Origin of the sequence: Croceivirga lutea (assembly GCF_014235875.1) — a bacterium.
Taxonomy (GTDB): Bacteria; Bacteroidota; Bacteroidia; order Flavobacteriales; family Flavobacteriaceae; genus Croceivirga; species Croceivirga lutea.
In genome coordinates, this window is record NZ_JACJUK010000002.1 from 130373 (window position 1) to 146783 (window position 16411).

General features: G+C 34.8%; 12 protein-coding genes. 1 reads left to right on the top strand and 11 read right to left on the bottom strand.

Annotation, left to right across the window (positions count from 1 at the left end):
• Positions 1–10: 10 nt before the first annotated feature.
• The 5 genes from H5V42_RS04170 to H5V42_RS04190 all read right to left on the bottom strand — a co-directional run bounded on the left by H5V42_RS04170 (position 11) and on the right by H5V42_RS04190 (position 8874).
• Positions 11–1327 carry a TolC family protein gene (locus tag H5V42_RS04170; protein ID WP_185781874.1) on the bottom strand — a complete coding sequence of 439 codons (1317 nt, stop codon included), beginning with the start codon at positions 1325–1327 and terminating at the stop codon, positions 11–13.
• Positions 1324–4605, bottom strand: a complete 3282-nt coding sequence (locus tag H5V42_RS04175; protein ID WP_185781875.1) for an efflux RND transporter permease subunit — start codon at positions 4603–4605, stop codon at positions 1324–1326. The genes H5V42_RS04170 and H5V42_RS04175 overlap by 4 nt, the downstream gene beginning before the upstream one ends.
• Positions 4602–5735, bottom strand: a complete 1134-nt coding sequence (locus tag H5V42_RS04180) for an efflux RND transporter periplasmic adaptor subunit (protein WP_185781876.1) — start codon at positions 5733–5735, stop codon at positions 4602–4604. The genes H5V42_RS04175 and H5V42_RS04180 overlap by 4 nt, the downstream gene beginning before the upstream one ends.
• Before the next feature lie 205 nt (positions 5736–5940).
• A complete protein-coding gene (locus H5V42_RS04185) occupies positions 5941–6822 on the bottom strand; it encodes a hypothetical protein (protein WP_185781877.1) in 882 nt (293 codons plus the stop codon).
• A gap of 150 nt (positions 6823–6972) precedes the next feature.
• Positions 6973–8874 carry an ABC-F family ATP-binding cassette domain-containing protein gene (locus H5V42_RS04190; RefSeq protein WP_185781878.1) on the bottom strand — a complete coding sequence of 634 codons (1902 nt, stop codon included), beginning with the start codon at positions 8872–8874 and terminating at the stop codon, positions 6973–6975.
• 65 nt (positions 8875–8939) lie between these two features.
• Here H5V42_RS04190 and H5V42_RS04195 point away from each other — a divergent pair, with 65 nt between their 5' ends.
• Entirely contained in the window at positions 8940–9335 is a 396-nt protein-coding gene (locus tag H5V42_RS04195; RefSeq protein WP_185781879.1) for a DUF983 domain-containing protein, read from the top strand.
• Here the strand turns inward: H5V42_RS04195 and H5V42_RS04200 are convergent.
• The 6 genes from H5V42_RS04200 to H5V42_RS04225 form a co-directional block, all read right to left on the bottom strand.
• Positions 9332–10384, bottom strand: coding sequence for an NAD(P)/FAD-dependent oxidoreductase (locus H5V42_RS04200; protein WP_185781880.1), 1053 nt, complete (start codon positions 10382–10384; stop codon positions 9332–9334). The two genes, H5V42_RS04195 and H5V42_RS04200, sit on opposite strands and share 4 nt — an antisense overlap.
• An 85-nt stretch (positions 10385–10469) precedes the next feature.
• Positions 10470–11372 carry a type IX secretion system ring subunit PorN/GldN gene (gene porN / locus H5V42_RS04205; protein WP_185781881.1) on the bottom strand — a complete coding sequence of 301 codons (903 nt, stop codon included), beginning with the start codon at positions 11370–11372 and terminating at the stop codon, positions 10470–10472.
• Positions 11373–11384: 12 nt separating this feature from the next.
• Positions 11385–12956: a type IX secretion system motor protein PorM/GldM gene (porM, locus tag H5V42_RS04210; protein WP_185781882.1), complete on the bottom strand. Its 1572-nt coding sequence runs from the start codon at positions 12954–12956 to the stop codon at positions 11385–11387.
• 56 nt (positions 12957–13012) lie between these two features.
• Positions 13013–13666, bottom strand: coding sequence for a type IX secretion system motor protein PorL/GldL (porL, locus tag H5V42_RS04215; RefSeq protein ID WP_185781883.1), 654 nt, complete (start codon positions 13664–13666; stop codon positions 13013–13015).
• Between the two features lie 77 nt (positions 13667–13743).
• Complete coding sequence (porK, locus tag H5V42_RS04220) at positions 13744–15129, bottom strand: T9SS ring complex lipoprotein PorK/GldK (RefSeq protein ID WP_185781884.1); 1386 nt, start codon at positions 15127–15129, stop codon at positions 13744–13746.
• Between the two features lie 116 nt (positions 15130–15245).
• Positions 15246–16403, bottom strand: coding sequence for a formimidoylglutamase (locus H5V42_RS04225; RefSeq protein WP_185781885.1), 1158 nt, complete (start codon positions 16401–16403; stop codon positions 15246–15248).
• Between the last annotated feature and the right edge of the window lie 8 nt (positions 16404–16411).

Here is a 16411-nt window from a genome sequence, read left to right on the forward strand (position 1 = left end):
AAAATCTTATCTAAATATTAGTATTTAAAAGCTGCCCTATAAGTTGTAAATACTGTAACTCTGATAATTTAGCAGCATATTTTGCTTGATTTTTACTGGTTTCGGCGTTAAGTAGATTAATCTGAGCTTGTCTTAACTCCACAGAGGTTATTTGACCTAATTTGTAACGCTCATTTGAACGCTCAAAATTATCTTTAGCAGTAACCACATTTTGTTCTTGTAACTTAAAAACTTCTAATCTGTTTTCATAGTTACCTTTTGCATTTGCAATATCTCTTCTCACTTGTTGCAAAAGCTGATTTTTTAGATACTCTTGATTATCTCTAAGAATTTTGGTGTTTTTAACTTGAGTTATTCCACCACCACCGTCAAATAAATTCCAAGTTAAATTAACACCTCCGGAAACACCTGTAGAAGTGCTTGCTGCTAAGAATCCTGTTGGAGGAAAATTACTTTCATTCCAACCGTAAGAACCTGTTAACCCAATGGTGGGTAGAAAAACAGACCTTGACGACTTTAGATTATATTCACTAATTGAAATGTTCGACTTAGCTTGTAATAAGCTCACATTGTTTTCTTCTGAACTTTCATAAAAACTATCTAGGTCTATAGGATTGATAAATGCAATTGTAGTATCTACTTCAAAAGCGGTTTGCATGTCTTCATTAAGCACAACATTTAAATCTCTAACGGTATTTTTAAGTAGTTGTCTTTCTGTCATTAAATTAATACTGTCATTTACTAAATCAACCTGTGCATTTAACACATCTAATTTGTTACTTTGACCATATTCAAAAGCATACTCTGCACGTTGTAAACGTTCTTGAGTGTTGGAATACGTGTCTTGCAAAACTTGAATATTCTCAGATATACGGGCTACCTCAAAATACACTGTAAACAATTGTACAATTGTTGTTTCAATAGTTTCTCGGGCCTGCAATTCACTTAAATTATATTCTTCTTTTAAACGCTTGTAGTCATACCAACGCCCCATACCATCGAACAACGTATAATTTAAATTTACACTAGCATTGTATCGTGTTGTTTCAGCACCATCAACAACCGCAGTATTGCCATCTTGAAAGGTAGCTTCTTGGTTGTTTTTATCGTAACTGGCCCCAGCTAAACCAGTTAATGTTGGTAAAAATCCAGAGTTTAATAACGCTTGGTTGTTATCTGCGATATCAACATTGTTTCTGGCAATTTTTATTCCAAAATTATTCTCTAAAACCTTATTTATAGCCTCTTGCTTTGAAAGGATTTCTTGTTGAGCAAATACGAATTGGGAGGCTAGAATAATTGTTACTATAACACTTGTGATTCTCATACAAGATTATCTTCTAATTCTTTTGATTCTACTTTATAGCTAGCATGATGATTTGCACTGTTGATTACAGTTTCTGATTTTTCCATGAACTCTTCTTCATGCTGCTCTTTTATTGCACGTTCAACTTCTTCTTTAGTTACTTTTTCTCCGGTTATCAACCACTTCACAAACACTTTTAAGCTATTACTGAACGATAAAAACAAGGGCAATAACAAAAGAGTTAAAACCGTTGCAAAACCAATACCAAAAGCAATTGCGATAGCCATTGGTTTTAAAAATTGTGCTTGTCTGCTTTTCTCTAATAATAACGGCGCCAAACCTGCAATTGTGGTTATTGAGGTTAAGAATATAGCTCTAAATCTTGATCGGCCTGCTTTATATAATGCAATATTGAAAGACATACCTTCTTGCAAATTTGAATTGAATTTACCTATAAGCACCAGGCCATCATTCACCATAATACCAATTAAGGCAATGATTCCCATTAAGGATAAAATATTTACAGGAAAACCAATTATATAATGCCCCCAACCTACTGCTGGCAAACAAAACGGCACCAATAGTAACAGTAATAAAGGTTGACTAAAACTTCTAAATGTAAAAGCTATGGTTATATAAATAAGAAACAAAAATGTAAGTCCTACAAATCGTAATGAGTTAACAAACTTTAAACGTTCTCTGTTTTGCCCCTCATAGCTTGGTGTAATTGTTGGATATTTTGATAAAATATCTGGCATTACCTCTGTTTGCACCCATGTCATCACATCTGGCGCACTAGTTTTAGGGTCTTTTAAATCTGCATTTATCTGAATTTCTCGTCTACCATCTAAGTGATTAATGGCCACATCACCCCTTGCAATTGAATACGATGCAATCTCTTTTAAAGGCACGCGAGCCCCCGTTGGTGTTAGTATACGTATCTCATCTAAGTCTGTAATAGAAGACCTATTTTCACGGTCATATCTTACCCATACTCGAATCTCATCTTGTTGTCTTTGAAAACGCTGTGCTTGTACCCCAAAGAAACCTGCACGAACCTGACTCATAACATCTCTCAATGTTAGTCCCATTAAATATGCGTTTTCTTTTAATTCTAAACGAATTTCTTTAATACCTGCAGGGTCGTTATCAGATATATCTTTTAGTAGGGTATTATTGTTAAAAGCAGTTTTTAATTCTTCTTTGGCTGCCTTTAATTCTTCAATATTATTTCCTAATAAGGAAACCGAAACCGGACTTCCACCAAAATTTCCTCCTGAACCATAAATAAGAGATTCTACCCCAACTACCGGGCCAACCAACTCTGATAATCTATTGGTTATCATATCTGCAACAATAGCATCTGGTCTATCCTCTCCAGGTAATAAATTAATTTGAAGGGTTGCTTGAGAAGAACCCGGACCAAGATTTTTTATGACATTTTCAAAAAGAATTTTATCTGTTCCTTGCAGGTATTTTTCTGTTAGTTCTTGATTTACAATCTCTGCCTTTTCTTCAATTAATGAGATGATAGAATCTGTAACTTTTTCGTTGGTTCCGTTAGGCATTTGCAGTTCAACCGAAATCCTATCACTCGCTACCCTTGGAAAAAAGGCTGTTCTAATGATTCCGCCACCTACAGAGCCAAATGATAGCATCAAAATCACTACAAATAATGAAAAAACTAGTATTTTATTACGTAACGAAAAACGTAAAACAGGACTATAAAGCTTGTCCCGCATCCAACTCATAATCTTATCTCCGAATTCATTAATTTTTCGAAGCTTAGAGAACAGTACAGCTATACCTTTTTTAGGTTGATTCTCTTGTTTTGTTAATGCCTTTGAATGCGCCAAATGTGCAGGTAAAATAATAAGTGCTTCTACTAGTGATACTACAAGAGTTAAAATAACAATCACTGCAACTTCACTAAAAAACTCACCAATTCTACCATCTAAAAACAACAATACAGCAAAGGCAAGAACCGTGGTAATTATAGCCGACACAATGGGAGGTATAACTTCCATAACACCGTCTAATGCGGCTTGCACTGGCTTTTTACCTTTTTCATAATGCTGGTAAATATTTTCTGCAATAACAATACCGTCATCTACCAAAATTCCGATAACGATTATCATTCCAAACAAGGAAAGTACGTTGATAGTAACCCCCATAAATGGAGCAAAAGCAAACATTCCTAAAAAGGCAACTGGCAAACCAAATGCCACCCAAAATGCAAGTCTAGTGTTAAGAAATAAACTCAAAAAAATGAGTACTAGAATAATACCAACAATGGCATTCTCTGTAAGCAATGCCGTTCTTTGATTTAGCGTTTTTGAAAAATCACTGGTAATATTAAGCTGAACGTTATTGTACTTTGCATTAAAATCTTCTATATAGGCCTTTACTTTATCTGCAGAACCTACCAAATCTTCTGTATTTGTGCTGGTAACTGTGATATTTACGGCTAAATTACCATCGTAGAAACTAGAGTTAGGTGTTTCAGAAAAACGGTCTCTTAAAATAGCAACATCTTTTAAACGAATAGTTCTGCCAGTTTCATCTGCCTTAACCACAAGGTTATTTAGCTCATCACCATAATAAGAACGATTATTAGCTCGTATTAAATATTCTTCTGCATCAGTTTTAATGTTACCACCGGTAACTAAAATATTTGCGTTTTCTACTGCATTGGCAACCTCTTGAAATGATACCCCATAGGCTAAAAGGTTATTTTCATTTACTGCAATTTCAATTTCCTCAGCCGGATATCCAGAAACTTCAATTTGAGAAATACCATCTATGGTACGTAAGTCATTTTCAACTTGTCGTCCAATTTGTTTTAAAGTAGCCAAATCTATTTGATCACCAGAAACTGAGAAGGCAATTGTAGGCCTTACCACATCTAATTTAGCTACCACTAAAGGCTCCATACCTGTTGGAAAAGTTGGAACTCTGTCTACGGCATTTTTAACCTCAAGTAGCATAAAGTCAACATCTCTACCTTTTTCAATCTCAACATTTATAGTACCACTATTTTCTCTAGATGTAGAGGTAACACGCTCCACACCTTGCAAACCCTTTAGGTTGTCTTCAATTTTTAAAACAACACCTTCTTCAATTTCTTGAGGAGAGGCACCAGGATATGTTATGGTAACAATTATGTTTTTAGACTCGTTTAGTGGAAAGTATGAAGACTTTAATGAAAGCGCTCCAACTATACCAAAAACAATAAATGCAATAATTATTACATTAACTGCTACATGATGCTTTATAAAGTATGAAATTAACTTTCTCATTCTACTGTTGTATTTTTTTCTTTATACACTTGAACAAGCATACCTGGATATGCTCCAACAACAGGTCTCGTGATAATTCTTTCCCCGTCTGGTACATTTTTTAGTACTACGGTCTTATCTGAAAAATAAACAGGATTAACATCAATAACATCTAAAATAGAATCTCTTACCACATAAATTTGATTGTTATCTAGCATTAAAGACCTATCTATTTCAATAGCATTAGGTTCTTGTCTAGCTTCTAATTTAGCTTCTAAATATTGACCTTCTTTAAGGTCTGCGTCTACCACTTCTATAAACACGGTAATTGTTTGGGTAGCTAAATCTACCCTACCATTTACTCTTGATACCTTACCCGTATAGGTTTTGTTTTTCTCTAAATTTTCTAGATTAACCGTTTTACCAACCTTTAGAAACTCACTATACGATTTGGGTAAGGCCACCTGTAGTTCATAAGTGCCTGTTTTTATGAATTCACCTAATTTTTGTCCAGACCGCACCAGGGTACCCTCAGAAACCAAAGCATCTGCTAAAACCCCAGTAAATGGAGCGGCGATAACGTATTTAGATAAACGTTGCTCTAAGTTTTTTACGTTATAAAAACTAGTTAATATACCTTTACCCGAAATAAAATATTTCTCTTTCTCTGAAGTAAACTCAGGTAAAGCAGGTGTAGCCTTATCTAGCTCATAGCTCGCCAAGTAATTTTGCCATTTATCAAAAACTTCTGGGTAATCTAATCGCAAATCAGGCATTATAGAAGTAAGTAAATTATAATAATTACTTTTTGCTGACTGCACACTAGCCCTATATTCTGAAGCATCTATTCTAATGAGTGTTTGCCCTTTTCTATATTCTTGCCCCGTTTTAAACAAATAAGCACCTGGTCTAAATACACCTTGTACTTCAGCAAATAACTCTACTCGTTCTTTAGCCACCAAATTTCCATTTGCTGGTACTACAATATCAATTTCTTTGTTTGTTACTGTGTCTACAAATACAGTTTTAACAACTTTACTAGGTTGTGGACGCCTTTCTTTTTTGCTAGCTATGATAGCTTTTGCGCCAAAAAATGATGCTACGATTAACAGTAATCCTAAAACAGAAAGAATAATATATCTCGAATTCATAAGAACAAAATCGATTGGTGTTGGTTTAAGCCGTAAAACTATTTGTATTAGTCTCGTTTACAGGTTAAATATTTCATAAAATAAAAAGGAAAGTACCGCAACAACGCATTAAACAGTCTAAACAACAATTTTTTACCCGTAAACATCAAAAAAAAAGGGGACGCCTCCCAACGTCCCCAAACCAAACAAACTAAAGTATAACTAACTACTCATTCTGGTCATCTTCAAAAATGGTTTCTGCATACCTTGTTTTTTGAAGATTGATTTCTTTATAATCAGAATTTGTCTTTTTATCGTCTGTATCAAAAACTAAAAACTGACCTTTATTCACATTTTCTAATCCTTCAAATGAATTGAAGTGATTGTTCTGTATTTGAAATATTTTTACGTTCGTTAATTGTGCAATCTCACTTGGTATTGCACCCTCTAAATTATTATTTGCCAAAACCAACTCTTTAAGTTGCCCACAATTACCAATTGTATTTGGAATACTACCTTCTAACCTATTATCAAACAATCCTAAACTATTGAGCTTCGTTAATTGACCAAAGGTCACAGGAATGGTACCTTCAAAATTGTTACTTGAAAGATTTAACACCTCAAGCTCTTTTAAATCACCTAAGCTTTGAGGAATTGGACCACCAACAAAATTGTTAAACAATGACAGCTCTTGTAGTTTATTCAACTTGCCAATATTTTCTGGCAAAGAACCTTTAATTCTATTCATTTCTAACTTTAAAACCCTAAGATTTTCTAACTCAACAATATCTTTTGGAATTACTCCCGTTATATTATTAAAAGCAAGATTTAAGCGCTCTAAATGTTTAAGCTGACCTATGCTTTCTGGCAAGCTTCCAGAAAGATTGTTATTAAAAAGGTTGATTTCTGTTACATGACCATCTTTAATTACAATCCCCGCCCATGTAGTTATGTCAGAATTTAAATTCCAAGATGTGGTCCATTTTTCACCATTTGTATTTTCATACAAACTCAACAACGCTTCTTTTTCTTTTTTAGAAACTGTATTTGCGCTAACTAAGAAAACACTTAGAAAAAAATAGATACCTAATAGCAATCTTGTAGTCATTTGTTGGTTGTTTTGTATTTATTTTCTTACAAATTACGAAGAAGATTAATGAACCACCAAAAGTTGACGCCCTATTTTAGGCCAATTGTTGTGTAATGATTGGAATTTGTTGTGAGCGGATTAAAAATTGTGGTAGGTTTTTTCTTACTTTTAAGGTTCTAGATGCATTGAAACCTCTTCCCATTCTTCCATTAGCGTTTCTAGATGCTTTTTCTTAGCATGATAATTATCAAAAAATGAAGGGTTAGAAGCTGTTTCATTGTAATTAACCGCTAATTCATGGTCCATTTCTGCAATTTCATTTTCATGAGCAGCAATCTTTTTTTCTAGTGAACTGAGTCTGTTTTTAAGAGATTTTTTTCTCTTTTGGGCCTCGTAATCATCAGCTCCTTCTTTTATAATTACCGATTTTTCTTGTTCTTTTTTCTCGATATCCCTGAAATCATCAGTCTTTTTTTGTTGTAAGAAAAAATCAATATCTCCTAAGTATTCCTTAATCCCACCATTTTTAAATTCGTACACCTTATTCGAAAGACCTTGTAAGAAATCTCTATCATGGGAAACTAATAGTAATGTGCCTTCAAAATTGTTTAAGGCTTCTTTTAAAACATTTTTTGATTTAATATCTAGATGGTTTGTAGGCTCATCCATAACTAAAACATTGAAAGGTTGCAATAACATTTTTGCTAGAGCCAATCTATTACGCTCACCCCCAGATAATACCTTTACGTGTTTATCAACATCGTCACCTCTAAATAAAAATGAACCCAAAATATCTCTAACCTTACTACGATTTTTTTCATTTGCAGCATCAATCATGGTGTCTAGAATGGTTTTTTCACCATCTAAATATTCTGCTTGGTTTTGGGCAAAGTAGCCTATTTGCACATTATGACCCGGTTTGCAATCTCCCTGATAAGGCAACTCACTAACCATGATTTTAGCCAACGTACTTTTACCTTGACCATTTTGACCTACAAAGGCAATTTTACTTCCTCTTTCAACAAGTAGATTAATGTTATTTAAGACCTGCTTTTCTCCATAGGCTTTAGAAACTTTTTCTAAGTTCAATACAACCTTACCAGGAACTACAGAAACCGGAAAACGAAGATTCATTACTGCGTTATCTTCATCATCAACTTCGATAATATCTAGACGGTCTAATTTTTTAATTAACGATTGCGCCATTGATGCTTTACTAGCTTTTGCTCTAAACTTTTCAATAAGTTTCTCGGTCTGCTCAATCTGTTTTTGTTGGTTCTTTTGGGCGTTTAATTGTTGTTCTCGAATCTCATTTCTATAAGCCAAAAACTTTGTGTACGGCTTATTGTGGTCATATATTTTACCAAGAGATATTTCTATAGTTCTATTGGTAACATTATCTAAGAACATTTTGTCGTGAGAAACAATAACTATTGCCCCAGAATAACTTTTTAGAAAATCTTCTAACCAAATTATCGATTCAATATCTAGATGGTTGGTAGGCTCATCTAACAGCAATACATCGTTTTTTTCTAGTAATAACTTAGCCAGTTCAATTCGCATTCGCCAACCACCAGAAAACGTATCTGTTTTTTTATTAAAATCTTCTCGCTTAAAACCTAAACCTTGCAGAATTTTCTCGGTTTCTCCTTGGTAATGGTATCCTCCTAAAATTTCGTACCTGTGTGTAACATCAGTAAGGTTTTCCATTAATTGATGATAACCCGTACTTTCATAATCTGTTCTGGTTGCTAAATCTGAGTTTATTTGAGCTAATTCTTGCTCTAGCTTCATCAACTCCTCAAAAGCTTGGTAGGCTTCTTCTAGAACAGTTCTACCAAAAACAAAATCAATATCCTGTCTAAGAAAACCAATCTGAACTTCTTTTTCTTTAGCTATTACACCTGTATCAGCTTGATTGTCTCCCGCCAACAATTTCAACAGGGTAGACTTACCAGCTCCGTTTTTACCTATTAAGCCAACACGATCACCCGCATTGAGTCTAAAAGATATTTCCTCAAATAAATATTCTCCATTAAATGAAACAGATAAATTGTGTACGTTTAGCATTCTGTAATAAAAGTTACAATGGTAGAACCACCTTCTTCGTAAATTTGTGATCTAATTAAATGCAAATGTTAAAAAAAGGTTCAAAACTATACAGCATTTTAACAGGAACTTGCCCTAAATGCCATAATGAAAGCATGTATGAGAATAAAAATCCATACGCAATTTCTCAGCTTTTTAAAATGAATGAAAGATGCTCTTACTGCGGAACTAAGTACAAAATAGAACCTTCTTTCTTCTATGGAGCAATGTATGTAAGCTACGGTTTAGGTATTGCTTTTGGTGTTGCTGCATTCGTAATTAGCTACTTATTTATTGGAGCTAGTCTTAAAGCAAGTTTCATAGCCATTGTTGCCACCTTGGTTGTATTTATGCCCGTAATCATTAGACTTTCTAGAAATATTTGGATAAACTTCTTTTTTAAATACGACCCAGAAGCTGCAATATCTTCCACAAAAGCTTAAGCTTTATATCGTTTTCTAAAACGATTGATATTCATATCTACATCTAATGCCTTACCCTCTTCTATTAGGTTAACTAATTGTTCTGATGCATAAGGGCCAATGAGAACCCCTCTAGAGCCAAAACCGTTTAAAACATAAAGTTGTTGATATTCTGGATGTTGTCCAACTAACGGTCTGCGGTCGGCCACCGTGGGTCGAATACCTGCCTGATGTCCTGTAACCTCATATTTTGTTTTTAAAAAAGAGGATGCCTTCTCTATTAACTCTTCTTTAGATTCTTGCGTTGGTGTATTTGTTTTGTCTTTCCATTTATAGGTAGCACCAAGAAGGTATTCATTGTTTTCTAATGGAATTACAAATGCACTTGATTTTATTACACTATTTTCTTTTAAATCTGGAGCAGTAATTTTTAGAAGTTCTCCTTTTGTACCATTTAAAGGCAGATAGTTAAAATAGGGGTTAGATTTTAATCCATACCCCTCACAAAACACAATCTGCTTAGCAGAAACACCTTTATAGCTAACACAATTTGTATTTAATTGAAGTTCATTAAAATCGAATTTCTGGATAGCTATTTTATCTTGCTTGGTTAAATACGCTTTATAATTGGTTAGTAATGTTTTGGTATCTATTCTTCCTGTTTGAAGCACTTCTCCAAAACCAAAAGGAGCATCTAATTGATTGTTTTGATTTTTGACAATAGTGGTAGAAAGAAACGAACATAACCTTGGATTATCAGAGGCTTCAAACCATAAGTTTTGTTCTTCAATTGAAGCAAATTTGCGAAGAACACGCATCTTATAGTCTAGTTTCACCTGTAACTTTTGCTCTAATTTTTCATAGAATGGCATCGCAATTGGCATTTGAATATCGGCTTTCCATGCCAGAGAAAAACGTTTTAGAATTACCGGATTGTACAAGCCTCCTGCAACTAGCGAAGCTTGTTGAGAATTATCAGAAAATACGTGATAGGTTTTACCTGCCTGTTCTAAACGTTCACAAAGTGAAATACCCGCTAACCCTAATCCTACGACCAAATAATCTAACATTATGCAAAGGTAGGGGTTGCATATAAAAAAACGTCCCGAAAAAATCGGGACGTTTGTTTTGTTGAATTGGAATAGTATTCTGAGCTTAATATGCCCACATGTCTTGTTCCCTATCGCGAATATTTTCTTTTATTCTATTCGCTTCTAATAACTGGAACAAAGCATTATCAAAAACGTAATCGTCAATTTCTCTATCACCTTGAACATTATCTTCTTTATAAATGGTGCCGTTGAATCTTCTAGCATTTAACAACATATCAAAAGATATGGGCTGAGCAGAATTGCTTTGATTAAAGACTTTAGCTTTATGCAATATCTCTCTTGCGCTAGGATACCAAACCCAAAATAACTCTACTTTGTTTTGGTTTGGATCCATAGATTCATCATCTATAAAGTTAACATCTGGTGCAACTGGAGCAATACCTAATAAACGGTATTTTAATTCTCCTTGTCTTTTGTCAAAATACCAGATGCCTTTGATTCTGTACTCTTCAATGTCAGCAGCATCTAAGTCTCTTCTGTTAATAAATTCTTCTGAAACTTGTTCACCTGCATTCAATTGTTCGTAACCTAAATCAGTGGTATCGACTTTTTTAAGTGTAGCACCTAGTTGATCAAGAGTACGCTTATCTGTAAAATAAGGGTCTACATAAACATCAGTTAATTCACCTGATTTAATAGCCTTCATTAATACGTGATAAAGTGATCTTCTATCTGCCCCTATATCTACCGTATCTGTTGGATAGTATAAAGGAAAATTTACTCTCTCATCTAAATCTATAACCTCCCACACTGTTTTTGACCAAAGTATATCGCGGTCATCAACATAACCGTATGGTAGCGGTGCATCGTCGTCTGCCAATTTTTGAGACTCTGTTTTCTTTCCAATATCTTCTGGCTTTTTGGCATTTAAAATATTTGCCTGAGCCGCCAATGAAATAGGCAGAATACTTAGTGCTGAAATCAACAATACATTTTTCCAATTCATAATCGTAATTCTTTAGTTTGTCAACTCTACAACTACAGGAGATACTTTCTTTAATTTGTAGCTTCTGTTGTTAGAAATATATGCGTTAATATCAAATATTTGAACTGCGTCTCCTCTTTTTGCTCTTTTAAGGGCAGACTTAGCTTGCGCATTTAATTTATTACCGTTAACTACTACGGTTGGTTGACCTGGAACTTTAAATTTAAAACCATTAACACCAATGTTAAGGTCAAAATCAAAGTCATCTAACAAGGCACCAATTGTAGCAATTTCAAGGTTTCTACGAGGCATTTTTGCACTACCTGCTTCACCACGGACTGTACCACTAGGTCTTGGAATATCTTTAATTCTAAACTCAGTAGTTGAACCTACAGGTGTACCATCTGGTAGTGTACCATTTGCTCTAATACTTACAGTTCTACCAGTACCAGGATTCATTACATACTTGCTACCGCTTCTTTTACTTAAACCAGGAGCAGAAGCTGTAACTTTATTATCTGGAATACCAGGAATAGAAATTGTCATTGGGTTAGCAACACCACGATAAACCACATTCATTTTATCAGCAGAGATTACTGCAGAATTTGGTTTATTGATAGTTGCAAAACTGTTATTTATCTCAACAGGAATTTCTTCACCATCTTGCATAAATACCATAGTACCTTTTATTTCGTGGTCACCGGCTGCACCAGCACCAACTAATAACTGAATACCACCAGCTTCTAATTTATAGTCTTTGCCTTCAGCTAGTTTTCTACCATCCATAGTTAAGTCAGCCTTAACAGGAGTAGAGGTTTTGTCTGTTTTACTAATGATAATTTTACCATCGTACTTTTCACCACTGTAGAAAGCAGACTTTGAGGCTGCTAAGGTGGTAGCAAAATTTTTCAACGATACCGCTTCTGTTAAGTTACCTTCTAAAAGACCTTTTAAAACCTCTTGTTCAGTAGTCTTAATATCAGCTTGTAATTGTGTAATCTGAGCTAAAGAAGCTACCATTGGGTAACCTTCGTAGTGGTACTTAATCCAATCTTGACGTGTACCATCTCTTTTCTCAACTTTACCATCTTCTCCACCAGTAGAAAAACGAGTAGCAACTGCTTCTTTAACATCGTTTAACTTATCTGCTGGCAACGCTTTAGTAACGCCTTCACGATAGTTGTTAATCATATCTAGGAACTTTTGTCCTTCTGGAGTTAAGTTGTCACCCTGAAAGAAGTGGTTGTCTAAGTAATCAGACTTATCCATTACTACATAATCTTTAGGATCTTCTACTTCAGCAGTCATTCCTTTTTTCAAATCTTCTAAATACGTAAAGTATTCAGTTGATAATCTTGATACTTCTTGTGCGTTTTGAAAGAGTACACCGTATTCTTCTGAGTTTTCAGAAGCTTTGGTTTCTAAACCTTCAAAGAAAGCCAAGTTATTTTCTGTCATTTTAGCATTAGAAGTCTCTAGCTTTTCGTTCATTAGACCGAAAGCTGCAAGAACCTCTTTGCTCATATTCAGGGCCAACATCGCGATGAAGATTAGGTACATTAAGTTTACCATCTTCTGACGTGGTGATTGTTTTCCTCCTGCCATTTTTTCTAATTAGAATTTAATTAATGATTTGGGTTTGGTTTCAACTAGTGTTCTAATTAGTTTTTGCCGCCCATGGCTGTTAACATACCACCATACACACCGTTTAAAGATGAAAGGTTGGTTGCTAAAGATTCCATTTGGTCTTTTAAAGCACCTGCGTTTTGTACTACTTCTTCATTAATTGAAGCTTGACGACTAGCGCTTTCTAATTGTACTTTATACAAGCTGTTTAAAGACTCCATTTGAGCTGCAGCATGTGATAATTCTTCTGAATACTTTTTAGTGTGCTGAATGGCATCTGTTGTTGGTGCAATATTTTTAGCAGCACCTTCGAAACTTTTAATGCTTTCACCTAAACTTTCGAATAATTGAGAATCAATATTAGCCTCTTTTAATAAGTTATCTAACTTCTTAGAAAGCATACCTTCTGACTCTTCTATTTTCTGAGCTTCAGCTTTTCTTTCTTTACCTTGACCACCAGCTAATTCTGGGTAAACTAGAGACCAATCGTATTCGTCATCTACTGGTTCAAAAGCAGAAATCGCAAAAATTAATGCTTCTGTAATAAGTCCAACAGCTAAAAGTAGGCCACCTGTAAGTGGTCCAAACTCCCAGTGTAAAATTTTAAATAACGCACCGATGATTACTACCGATGCTCCAAGGCCATAGGCCATGTTAAACAGCTTCTTTGTTGATTTTGACTGTGCCATAATTTTAATTTAATTAAGTTATATAAATAAGGATTTGGTTACTAATTTGTCTCGTAGTGTTCCCATTTTTCCATTTATTATCTCGTACTTCTTTTTCTTTGACTTTCTGAATCTTCTTCTCCCATATAGTCTTGTACGGTTCTAAACCCTATATAGGATCTCGCAGAGTCTTGATATTCATAATCTCTTGTACTTACTTGCAAGAAATAAGCAACATCTTTCCAAGAACCACCGCGAATTACTTTACGTTTATTCTGACCAGAACCTGCATTTGGGTTCATAGTTGATACAAATTCATAAGCAGCTGGGTCGTAGCTTGAGTTTGTCCACTCAGAAACGTTACCTGCCATATTGTAAAGGTTGAAATCATTAGGCTCGTAAGACTTAGCCTCAACGGTATAAAGGGCAGCATCTGCAGCGTAGTCTCCACGTTGTGGCTTAAAGTTTGCCATAAAACAACCTGTATCACTAATAACGTATGGTCCACCCCATGGATACGTACCACCTTCGATACCTCCTCTTGCTGCATATTCCCACTCTGCTTCAGTTGGTAAACGAAATTGATTTACAAATTGTCTACCTCTACTTTTTTGATCGTCATTTTTGAATTTAGTTCTCCAATGACAGAAAGCTTTTGCTTGTTGCCAGTTTACACCTACTACTGGATAATCGCTATAAGCATCATGCCAAAAGTAATCGTTGTGCATTGGCTCATTATACGAATATTCAAAGTCTCTAATCCATACTGTAGTATCTGGGTAAATGGGCAATACTTCTTTACGAATAAAATCGCTTCTTTTACCAGATTTAGCTCTTGCTGCAGCTTCAATGTCCATCCAGTTATACTTGTATTTCAACTGTTTAACATTGATAGTGCGCTGACCATTGTAAGTTTCTTCTTCAGACAAGTAAATAGAATCCATTATTTCAGCATAATACTCATCTATATATTCGTCTGTTTCCCAAACTAGGTCAATATCTTTATTTAGAGCGTACCCTTCATAAGGGTCATCTCCCATACCCAGATAATTGTCTAATTTATATTTTTCCCAAACGGATAGATTTGAAGTATCTGCGGATTTAAACGCATATTCTCCAATAGTATCTTCGTCGTCTGGACCCAGACCTAATTGGTCTGATAATATAGCAAGCTTAGTTCTTACAACAGAATCTTTAACCCACTCTACAAACTGGCGGTACTCACTATTGGTAATTTCTGTATCATCCATGTAGAATGAACGCACTGTTACGGTTCTCGTCGGGGCATTTAATAATTTTCCTTGATCCTCTTCGGCTTTACCCATGACAAAGGAGCCACGTGGTATAAGTTCCATTCCATAAGGTTTCTCGGGATACCATTTCTTACCCTGCACACCAACTAATTCACCTTTAGATCCTGATTTGGAACCACAACTGGTTAATAAAAAACCAAGCACTAATGATGTTAAAACTAGTTTTCTCATACTTTAGGTTATAAATTCGGGTTTACTAGATTAATAGAGTAACTCATTTTCATACTCTAAAACTTCTTTTTATTTATAATATTGTATTGCTCAAAATTTATTGAGCAAAAAAATATTTAGTTAAAGCCTTTTTTATAAGCTTTAAACCACCGCTCCGGAATTATTTGATTACATGCATCAAAATAATCTTGCTCAGTGCAGGGTAATAACGATACCGAATTTGATTTAGTATGATCTTGGTAAATAGATGGTACTTCTACCCACCATCTTTCTGTTACATGGCTTTTGTAGAAAACCAACTCCTCGTCCTCTGTTGGAACTGTGAACTTTGTAAAGTCTTCGCTCTTAGAGCTTGGCATTTCTTTTACTCTAAAACCAAGACCTTCTATGAAATACCAAATTATCTGGGAAACTAATTGAAAACAAAGTGAACTGTTTTCAATTTCATAAATACCAAAAAGATTTACTTGGTCACTTATACCCGCATAGCGCGCAAGGGCACAGATTTCTCTTCCTGTAAAACCATTTGGTGAAAAGTTTGATAGCATGCCTACTTCACTAGCAGCAACTGCACGCATATCTAAACTTACAAGATTACAGCTACGCAATACTGGTTCTGCCAAGGTAATATCTGAAGCAATTTCTCCTAACCGATACGAATCAAAAAATAAACGCTCCATTAAGTCAATTTCTTCTTGGGCGTTAAAATAGGTTTGATAGCCTAGATTTGAAAAATTATATAAGTTATTTGGTTTATCTGTGATGACTTTGCTCATGTACGATTGTGAGGAAACTAACTCATCATCATCTCCAAAATCAAAACGACTATCAATGGAAACCAAATTAACCATAGGCTTAATATTATCAAAAGCTCTATAGGTAGGAAAAGTAATATCTTGGGTAGCGCCTAATACTATTGGAATAATTTTTTCTTCTAACAAACCAGCTACCACCTCTTTTACTACAAAGTAAGTATCCTCAATAGTTTCCCCTGGCTCAATATCTCCAATATCAATGATAGTTGCATTCCAATTGCCTTGCATTAAGCGATAAAATTGTATGCGTAAGGCATCTAAATCTAACTTCTCAGGTTTTTTCTCAAATGCATTTCTAGATTCCAGAACTCCAAATATGGCTACTGTTGCATTAGCAAAAACAGGTAAACCTTTTTTTTCTGTGTGGATGTGAATGCTTTTTCCAATAGACTGCGGTGGCAAGAATTCTGTAAATGCCAAAACCTTGTCTTTAACAGGAACTAGAAAATCAAATGCCATAATTCAGA

Excerpts from the sequence above, each read along its gene's own strand:
- H5V42_RS04180 (WP_185781876.1), bottom strand. The coding sequence starts at position 5,735 with ATGAATTCGAGATATATTATTCTTTCTGTTTTAGGATTACTGTTAATC.
- H5V42_RS04185 (WP_185781877.1), bottom strand. The coding sequence starts at position 6,822 with ATGACTACAAGATTGCTATTAGGTATCTATTTTTTTCTAAGTGTTTTC.
- porK (WP_185781884.1), bottom strand. The coding sequence starts at position 15,129 with ATGAGAAAACTAGTTTTAACATCATTAGTGCTTGGTTTTTTATTAACC.
- H5V42_RS04170 (WP_185781874.1), bottom strand. The coding sequence starts at position 1,327 with ATGAGAATCACAAGTGTTATAGTAACAATTATTCTAGCCTCCCAATTC.
- H5V42_RS04195 (WP_185781879.1), top strand. The coding sequence starts at position 8,940 with ATGTTAAAAAAAGGTTCAAAACTATACAGCATTTTAACAGGAACTTGC.
- H5V42_RS04190 (WP_185781878.1), bottom strand. The coding sequence starts at position 8,874 with ATGCTAAACGTACACAATTTATCTGTTTCATTTAATGGAGAATATTTA.
- H5V42_RS04200 (WP_185781880.1), bottom strand. The coding sequence starts at position 10,384 with ATGTTAGATTATTTGGTCGTAGGATTAGGGTTAGCGGGTATTTCACTT.
- H5V42_RS04175 (WP_185781875.1), bottom strand. The coding sequence starts at position 4,605 with ATGAGAAAGTTAATTTCATACTTTATAAAGCATCATGTAGCAGTTAAT.
- porL (WP_185781883.1), bottom strand. The coding sequence starts at position 13,666 with ATGGCACAGTCAAAATCAACAAAGAAGCTGTTTAACATGGCCTATGGC.
- H5V42_RS04225 (WP_185781885.1), bottom strand. The coding sequence starts at position 16,403 with ATGGCATTTGATTTTCTAGTTCCTGTTAAAGACAAGGTTTTGGCATTT.
- porN (WP_185781881.1), bottom strand. The coding sequence starts at position 11,372 with ATGAATTGGAAAAATGTATTGTTGATTTCAGCACTAAGTATTCTGCCT.
- porM (WP_185781882.1), bottom strand. The coding sequence starts at position 12,956 with ATGGCAGGAGGAAAACAATCACCACGTCAGAAGATGGTAAACTTAATG.